We start from the raw sequence: 7976 nt of genomic DNA, 5'->3' as shown, positions 1-7976 counted from the left end.
GTCAGCGCACGCCGACCAGCTCCGGTGCCGGCGCGGGCGGCTCGGCCGGCGGGGTCGCCGCCCGGCCGCGCAGGAACCGCGGCGCCCACCAGTTCGCGTCGCCCAGCAGGGTCATCAGCGAGGGCAGCACCACCGCCCGGATGATCGTGGCGTCCAGCAGGATCGCCGCGGCCAGCCCGATGCCGAGCTGCTTGAAGTCGATGGTGCTCAGCGTCGCGAAGATCGAGAAGACCCCGACCATGACGATCGCCGCGCTGGTCACCACCCCCGCCGAGGAGGTGATCCCGTAGGCCACCGCGTCCTTGTTCGACATCCCCTGGCGGATCCCCTCGCGGATCCGGCTGACCACGAAGACGTGGTAGTCCATGGAGAGCCCGAACAGCACCACGAACAGGAACATCGGCAGCCAGGTGACGATCGCGTCCATCGAGGTGAAGCCGAGCAGCCCTTCTGCCCAGGTGCCCTGGAAGACCAGCACCAGCAGGCCGTACGCGGCTCCGGCGGAGAGCAGGTTCAGCAGGATCGAGGTGAGCGCCACCACGACCGACCGGAAGGTCCAGGCCATCACCAGGAACGTGAGCGCCAGCACGAAGGCCGCCACCAGGGGCAGCTTCGCCCAGATGTGGTCCGCGTAGTCCTCGCTGGCCGCCACCCCGCCGCCGACCGCGTACTCGACGCCGGGGATGCCGCCCAGCGCGGCCGGGACCAGGTCCTGCCGCAGCTCGTGCAGGGACCGGGACGCCTCGTCGGTGCGGCTGGCGTACGGCGTGGCGACCTCCAGCACCGACACCCGCCGGTCGGCCGACACCTGGATCTTCGGGCCGTCCCCCTCGGCCGGCGCGAAGAGCGGGTCGGCGGCGGCCCGGTCGGCGAGCCCGGTGAGCGCGGCCTGCACCCGGTCGGCCTGCTCGGCCGGTGCCCGCACCGCCACGGTGTGGCTGGTGCCGTTGCTCGGGAAGGCGGCGGTGAGCCGGTCGTACGCCTGCATGGCCGCCGTCGTGCGGGGCACGTCCTCCATGCCGGGGAACTTCAGCTTCATGCCCAGCGCCGGGGCGGCCAGGGCGAGCAGCAGCCCGACCGAGACCACCAGGGTGGCCAACGGCGCGCGCAGCGCGGGCTTCAGCACGGCCGGCCAGAACCGGGGGCGGGCCGGCTGGCCGTGGCGCCCGACGCGCGGGGCGGTGAGCCGCCACAGCAGCGGCACCCGGGGCCGGTCGACCCAGCGGCCCAGCTTGGCCAGGAGCGCCGGCAGCACGGTCAGCGAGCCGATCACCGCGACCGCGACCACCAGGATCGAGCCGACGGCGAGTGACGAGAAGATGGCGTCCTGGGCGAGCAGCAGCCCGGCCATCGAGATGATCACGGCGGTGCCGGAGACCACCACGGCGTGCCCGGAGGTCTCCGCCGCGATCTCCACGGCGTCGAGCCCGGATCGGCCCTTGGCCCGCTCCTCGCGTTCCCGCCGGACGTAGAACAGCGAGTAGTCCACGCCGACCGCCATGCCGATCAGCAGGATCACGCTGGCCGTGGTGTCGGTGGCCGGCACCAGGTGCGAGGCGAGGGTGGAGAGCCCCATGGCCGCGGCCACCGAGGAGAGGGCCAGCAGCACCGGCACGCCGGCCGCGATCAGCGCGCCGAACGCGATGATCAGGATGGCCAGGGTGACCGGCAGGCTGAGCAGTTCGGCCCGCTTGAAGTCCTTGCCGAGGGTGTCGTCGAGCGCCTTGCCGATCGACGGGCCGCCGACCTGCTCGACCCGCAGCGCCGGGTGCGCCTCCTGGACCTTCGCCGTGGTGTCGCGCAGCGGCTGCACCCGGTCGGAGGCGGTCTCCGGGTCGCCCGACATGGTGATCGGCACGAGCAGCGCGTTGCCGTCCCGGGACGGCATCGGCGCGCCCACCGAGGTCACCCCGTCGACCTGCCGCAGCCGGGCCGTCGCGTCGTCGGCCGCGGCCTTCGCGGCGGCCTGGTCGAGCGTTCCCGAGCGGGGCGTGATCAGCACGTTCTCGGTGGCCGGCTCGTGGAAGCCGCCACTGTCGACGATCAGCTGCGCCCGTCCGAACTCGCCGATCGCCTGGTCGTCGTCGGTCGCCTCGTTCAGCCCGGCGGCGTTGCCGCCCACGAAGCACACCGCCACGAACACCACCCAGAGCGCGATGGCCCGCCACGGGTGCTCCGCACTCCACCGTGCCAGCCGCACGGTCACCGGTCGCCTGCCCATACCTGGGATCCCCCTCCAGACGTCGGCCCTGTGCCGACGTCTGCTGACGCTAGGGAGCGGTGCGGGCCCGGACATCGGGGAACGGCCCCCGCTCGTCCCCCATCCGGTCGGCTCCGGCCGGGCGGCCGGAACCGGGTCCGCCAACCGGGCAGAAAGGACTTTTCAGGGTACGACCGGGGGACCCGCCGGGCCGCCGCCGGTGCGGCACACCGGCGCAACCCCGAGCCGGCTCGGGGTCATCCCCGGAGGGCGCCCCGGGGGCGGGGCTGGCAGCGCGGGCAACTGTAGGACGAACGGTTCATGAACGCCTCGCGCCGGATCGGCGTACCGCACCGCGGGCAGGGCTCCCCCTCCCGGCCGTACGCGTTCAGCGACCGGTCGAAGTAGCCGCTCTCGCCGTTGACGTTGACGTACAGCTCGTCGAAGCTGGTGCCGCCCTGCTTGATCGCCTCACCGAGCACGTCCCGCACGTGGCCGAGCAACCGGGTGGCCGCCGGGGCGGTCAGCGCGTCGGTCGGCCGGGCGCCGTGCAGCTTCGCCCGCCAGAGCGCCTCGTCGGCGTAGATGTTGCCGACGCCGGAGATCAACGTCTGGTCGAGCAGCGCCCGCTTCACCTCCGTCCGTCGCTTCCGCAGCGCGGCCACGAAGCCGGCGTCGGAGAATTCCGGGTCCATCGGGTCCCGGGCGATGTGCGCGATCTCGGCGGGCAGCTCCGCGCCGCCCTCGGAGACCGCGAGCCCGCCGAACGTGCGCTGGTCGACGAAGCGCAGCTCCGGGCCGTCGTCGGCGAACCGGAACCGGACCCGCAGGTGCAGCTCGTCGGCCGCGCCGACCGGCTGGAGCAGCAGCTGGCCGGACATGCCGAGGTGCCCGACGAGAGCGTCCCCGCTGTCCAGCGGCAGCCACAGGTACTTGCCCCGGCGGCGGACGTCGGTGATCGTCCGGCCGGTCAGCACGTCGGCGAAGTGCTCGCCGCCCGGCTCGTGCCGGCGGACCGCCCGGGGGTGGCGCACCTCGACGGAGGTGATCCGCCGGCCGATGACCCACTGGGCCAGCCCCTGCCGGACGGTCTCGACCTCGGGCAGCTCAGGCACGGCCGGCACCGGTCTCGGCGGGGTCGCCCGCCGGCTCCACCCCGTCGGCGGCGGCCTTGGCGGCGGCCTCCGCCTCGGCCTGCTCGGTGAGCGTCCGCCAGGCCGACTCGGCGGCCCGCTGCTCGGCCTCCTTCTTGCTGCGCCCCTCCGCGCCGCCGTACCGGTTGCCGGCCACCACCACCCAGGCCGTGAAGGTCTTGAGGTGGTCCGGGCCGGTGCCCTCGATCCGGTACTCCGGGACGCCCAGCCCCAGCGCGGCGGTCAACTCCTGGAGGCTGGTCTTCCAGTCGAGCGCCGCGCCCCGGCCGGCCGACTCGGCCATCAGCGGGTCGAACAGGCGGTGGATCACGATGGCCGCGGTGTCCAGGCCGTACTGGAGGTAGATCGCGCCGAGCAGCGCCTCCAGGGTGTCGGCCAGGATGCTGGCCTTGTCCCGGCCGCCGGTGGCCTCCTCACCCTTGCCGAGCAGCAGGTACGCCCCCAGCCCGTCCGGGCCGAGGCCGCGCGCCACGTCGGCGAGGGCACGCATGTTGACCACGCTGGCCCGCAGCTTGGCGAGCTGCCCCTCGGGCAGGTCCGGATGGTTGTGGAACAGCGCCGTGGTGATCACCACGCCGAGGACCGAGTCGCCGAGGAACTCCAGCCGCTCGTTGGTGGGCAGGCCGCCGTTCTCGTACGCGTAGGAGCGGTGGGTCAGCGCGCGCTCCAGCAGCTCCGGGTCGAGCGACACCCCGAAGGCCGCCTCCAGGTGGCCGACGGGAGCACGCCGCCGCTTGTCGTTGGTCATGGTGCTACCTCGGTGTCGTTGCGGTCAGGTGCGGGATCGTGCGGGACGTCGTCGAGCAGGGCCGAGACGGTGTCGGTGGCGCCCCGGCGCCACAGGTGGGCGGCCAGGGCGATGCCGGAGGCGACGTCGTCGGGCCGGGCCGCGCCGTGGCAGACCACCACGGTGCCGGCCACCCCGAGCAGGGCCGCCGCGCGCGGCGCGCCGCCGCTCGCCGGGGGCCCGCCGGCCATCGCGTACGCGCCCTCGATGGCCTTGAGCAGCACGTTGCCGGTGAAGCCGTCGGTCACCACCACGTCGGCGCGGGCACCGAGGGCGATGTCGTAGCCCTCGACCAGGCCGACGTAGCGGGCGCCGCAGGGCAGCGGGACGGCGGCGAGGGCGGGGTCGGCGGAGCGGCGCAGGCGGTCGCCCTTGCCCGCCTCGGTGCCGACGGAGAGCAGCCCGACCCGGGGCGCGGCGACGGCGTGCGCCACGGCCGCGTACGCGGCGCCGAGCACGGCGTGCCGGGCCAGGGTGGCGGGGCCGGGTTCCAGGGTGCCGCCGACGTCCAGCAGCACCACCGGCCCCTCGACGGCGGGCAGGGTGGCGACCAGGGCGGGCCGGCGGACGCCGGTCCAGCGCCCGAGGCCGAGCGCGGCGGCGGTGACGGTGGCGCCGGTCGAGCCGGCGGAGACGAGCGCGTCGGCGATCCCGTCGCGGACGGCGTGCACGGCCGTGCGGACGGTGCTCTCGCCGCGGGCGGCGGTGGGATGGTCGGCCATGCCGACGGCGGTCCGCACCGGGCGGACGGTGACCCGGGAACGCTGCTCCGGGTCGAGCGCACCGATCAGCCCGTCGGCGACCTCGGTCGGTCCGACGAGCAGCAGGTGCAGGTCAGGGTCGGTACGCACCGCCCGCAGAGCGCCGTCAACCACGACGGCGGGAGCATCGTCCCCGCCGAGGAGGTCGACGGCGATCCGCGCGGTGCCCGGCTCCGTCGGTACGCCGGCCGGGGAACGGCCGGCGGCGGGAGCCGGGGCACCGGGCGAGAGCCTTGGTGCGTGCGCCACCCGACCGGTGGTCGGGGACGTCACTCGGCGGTCAGACCTCGAGGACCTGACGGCCGTTGTAGGTGCCGCAGACGGAGCAGGCGGCGTGCGGCAGCTTGGCCGACTTGCACTGCGGGCAGGGCACGGTCGCGACCGCCGTGGCCTTCCAGTTCGCCCGGCGGGCGCGGGTGTTGCTGCGCGACATCTTGCGCTTGGGGACGGCCACGGTTCTTACTCCTCTGTACGGGTCAGTTGCGACAGGCCCGCCCAACGCGGGTCGATCTGCTGATGGCTGTGGTCGGCCGGCAGATCGTCCCAGTGCACCCCGCAGTCGGGGCACAAGCCTGGGCAGTCCTCCCGGCAGAGCGGGTTGGTCGGCAGTGCGAGCACCACCGCGTCCCGCAGCGCCGGCTCCAGGTCGATCAGATCGCCCTGCATCCGGCCCACTTCGTCCTCGTCGGTCGTGTCGTCCGTGGTGCTGTTCTCGTACGCGTACAGCTCCTGGATCGTCACGGCCACCGAGTCGTCGATCTCGCGCAGGCAGCGCCCGCACTCGCCCTTGACGGGACCGGTGACAGTCCCGGAGACGAGCACGCCCTCGGACACCGACTCCAACCTCAGGTCGAGGTCGAGGTCCGCACCCTCCGGAACGGTGATCAACTCCACGCCGAGGTCCGCCGGTGCCGGCACGACGCGCCGATGCGTACGCAACGCGCCAGGCCGACGCGGCAGGTCCCTCGTGTCGAGGACCAGCGGCGACCTGGGGTCGAGTGTGCTTGGCGTGTGTTTGGGCATAGTCAGACTCCGGCCGGGTGAGAGGCCGACAAAGAAGGTTACCTGGACGACCGGCGGACCGTCGAACCGGGGCGTCGTCCCTGGCCCGTCGGGTGCCGGCTGTCGGCCACCGGCCCGCGTGCCGCTGGCAAGGGTAGCGCGGCCGCGGCTGCCGGAGCGGCGCTCAGAAGGGCAGCGGTCGGTCCGCCTCGTCCCCAGCGAAGGTGCCGATCTCCCGCAGCGCGTGCATCTTGTCCCGGCCACGCTCTATCGAGGCGAGCGCCCTGGTCAGGAACTGCTCGAAGTTGGCCAGCGCGGTGTCGACGTAGTCGTCCACCTCCTCGCGCAGGCGCTGCGCCTCGGCCCGGGCCTCGGCGATGATCCGGGCGCCCTCGTGCTCGGCGGAGACGGTGATCTCGTTCACCGAGACCAGGCGGGCGTGTTCCGCCTCACCCTCGCTGATGATCCGGTCGGCCTCGCGCTTGCCGGCCTCCATGATCTTGTCCCGCTCCTCCAGCAGCGCGGCGGCCCGGCGCAGGTCGGCGGGAAGCTCCACGCGCAGCTCGTCCAGGGCGGCGATCATCTCGCCCCGGTCGACCATGCAGTTGTTGCGCGACATCGGCACGGAGCGGGCCTGCTCCACCATGGCGATCAGTTCGTCGATGCGATCGAGCGGGTCCACCGGTACCTCACTCCTGTCGTTCGTCGGCCGACCTACATGATGCGGCCTGCGCCCGGGTTCGGCGCTGCACACATCATGTAACGCGTCGGCCAGCGTCGTCGCTCCACCCCTACCCGGCGCGTCGCCCCACCGGAGCCGGCGCGCGGGGGGTCAGGGGCGCAGGCGGGCGACGAGTTCCTCGCGGACCACGTCCGGGACGTGCGCGGAGATGTCCCCGCCCCACTTGGCCACGTCCTTGACCAGGCTGGAGGAGAGGAACGAGTAGAGCGGGTTGGTCGGCATGAAGAGCGTCTCCACGCCGGCCAGGCCGATGTTCATCTGGGCCATCTGCAGCTCGTAGTCGAAGTCGCTGACCGCGCGCAGGCCCTTGATCAGCACACTGGCGTGCTGGGCGCGGCAGAAGTCGACAAGCAGGCCGCGGAACGACTCGACCCGCACGTTGTCGTACGAGGCGGTCACCTCGCGGAGCATGTCGATCCGCTCCTCGACGGTGAACAGCCCCTGCTTCGACTGGTTGACCAGCACACCGACGATCACCTCGTCGAAGAGCCGGCTCGCCCGGCCGATGATGTCGAGGTGTCCGTTGGTGACCGGGTCGAACGAGCCGGGACAGACCGCACGTCTCATGATCGGCGACCGTACCAAAGGGTGGTCTCGCCGTAGCGGCGGCTGCGCTCGGCAGTGATGCCTTCCACCCAGCCGACCGGGCCGGTGCGGCTGGACCTCTCGACGACCACCAGGGCGTCGGGGGCCAGCCAGCCGCCGCCGACCAGCGCGGCCAGCATCGCGGTGATCTCCTCGCCGGGTACGGCGTAGGGCGGGTCGGCGAAGACCACGTCGTACGGCCCGCCCTCCGGACCGGCCGCGAGCACGGTCGACACCTTGCCGGTGACCAGGCGGGCGGCCGGGGCGGCCCCGAGCGCGGCGACGTTCTCCCGGATCACCCGGGCGGCCCGGGGATCGGACTCGACGAGCAGCACGTGCCCGGCGCCCCGGGACAGCGCCTCCAGGCCGACCGCGCCGGAGCCGGCGTAGAGGTCGGCGACGCGGGCCCCGTCGAGATCCAGCTCGGCCTGCACCGCGCTGAACAGCGCCTCCCGGACCCGGTCCGACGTCGGCCGGGTGCCGGCGCCGGGCGGCGCGGCGATCCGCCGGCCGCCGAGCGTCCCGGCCACGATCCGGGTCACCGTCTGCTCCCGCACATGCCTCAGACGCTACGCGACAGCGCGACGGGGCCGGGCGGACCACCCGGCGCGACGGGCGACCACCCGCCGTACATCAATGATCTCAAATCTATAACAGACCCTTTACGAGCCGTCGGTTGCGGTAACGCCCGCGGTGTCGATTTCGCTAGGGTCTGCCCGGTTGTCGGCTCGCCTCGCCGGCACCG

9 protein-coding genes are annotated in these 7976 nt (G+C 73.5%); all 9 read right to left on the bottom strand.

Translation table 11 applies throughout. The features are described from left to right. Window position 1 precedes the first annotated feature (1 nt). Window positions 2-2221, bottom strand: a complete 2220-nt coding sequence (locus tag ACW0Q9_RS26820) for an MMPL family transporter (protein ID WP_456185936.1) — start codon at window positions 2219-2221, stop codon at window positions 2-4. A gap of 236 nt (window positions 2222-2457) precedes the next feature. After that, window positions 2458-3315 (bottom strand): bifunctional DNA-formamidopyrimidine glycosylase/DNA-(apurinic or apyrimidinic site) lyase, encoded by an 858-nt coding sequence (mutM, locus tag ACW0Q9_RS26815; protein ID WP_456185934.1) that lies wholly within the window; start codon window positions 3313-3315, stop codon window positions 2458-2460. Further along, entirely contained in the window at window positions 3308-4102 is a 795-nt protein-coding gene (rnc, locus tag ACW0Q9_RS26810) for a ribonuclease III (protein ID WP_456185932.1), read from the bottom strand. The genes mutM and rnc overlap by 8 nt, the downstream gene beginning before the upstream one ends. Continuing rightward, entirely contained in the window at window positions 4099-5058 is a 960-nt protein-coding gene (locus tag ACW0Q9_RS26805) for a phosphate acyltransferase PlsX (protein ID WP_456185938.1), read from the bottom strand. Before ACW0Q9_RS26805 ends, rnc begins: the two co-directional genes overlap by 4 nt. 124 nt (window positions 5059-5182) lie before the next feature. Further along, a complete protein-coding gene (rpmF, locus tag ACW0Q9_RS26800; protein WP_091312500.1) occupies window positions 5183-5356 on the bottom strand; it encodes a 50S ribosomal protein L32 in 174 nt (57 codons plus the stop codon). 5 nt (window positions 5357-5361) lie between these two features. Continuing rightward, window positions 5362-5925 (bottom strand): YceD family protein, encoded by a 564-nt coding sequence (locus ACW0Q9_RS26795; protein WP_091268769.1) that lies wholly within the window; start codon window positions 5923-5925, stop codon window positions 5362-5364. 163 nt (window positions 5926-6088) lie between these two features. Then, window positions 6089-6586 (bottom strand): SPFH domain-containing protein, encoded by a 498-nt coding sequence (locus tag ACW0Q9_RS26790; protein WP_091312510.1) that lies wholly within the window; start codon window positions 6584-6586, stop codon window positions 6089-6091. 150 nt (window positions 6587-6736) lie between these two features. Continuing rightward, on the bottom strand, window positions 6737-7213 hold the full coding sequence (gene coaD / locus ACW0Q9_RS26785; protein ID WP_357337983.1) for a pantetheine-phosphate adenylyltransferase: 477 nt from the start codon (window positions 7211-7213) through the stop codon (window positions 6737-6739). Next, a complete protein-coding gene (gene rsmD / locus ACW0Q9_RS26780; RefSeq protein WP_456185929.1) occupies window positions 7210-7773 on the bottom strand; it encodes a 16S rRNA (guanine(966)-N(2))-methyltransferase RsmD in 564 nt (187 codons plus the stop codon). Before rsmD ends, coaD begins: the two co-directional genes overlap by 4 nt. Window positions 7774-7976: the final 203 nt, after the last annotated feature.

The sequence above is a fragment of the Micromonospora sp. I033 genome, from assembly GCF_053890995.1.
This window is presented reverse-complemented; position numbering and strand designations above follow the sequence as displayed.

Excerpts from the sequence above, each read along its gene's own strand:
- ACW0Q9_RS26820 (WP_456185936.1), bottom strand. The coding sequence starts at position 2,221 with ATGGGCAGGCGACCGGTGACCGTGCGGCTGGCACGGTGGAGTGCGGAG.
- rnc (WP_456185932.1), bottom strand. The coding sequence starts at position 4,102 with ATGACCAACGACAAGCGGCGGCGTGCTCCCGTCGGCCACCTGGAGGCG.
- ACW0Q9_RS26795 (WP_091268769.1), bottom strand. The coding sequence starts at position 5,925 with ATGCCCAAACACACGCCAAGCACACTCGACCCCAGGTCGCCGCTGGTC.
- coaD (WP_357337983.1), bottom strand. The coding sequence starts at position 7,213 with ATGAGACGTGCGGTCTGTCCCGGCTCGTTCGACCCGGTCACCAACGGA.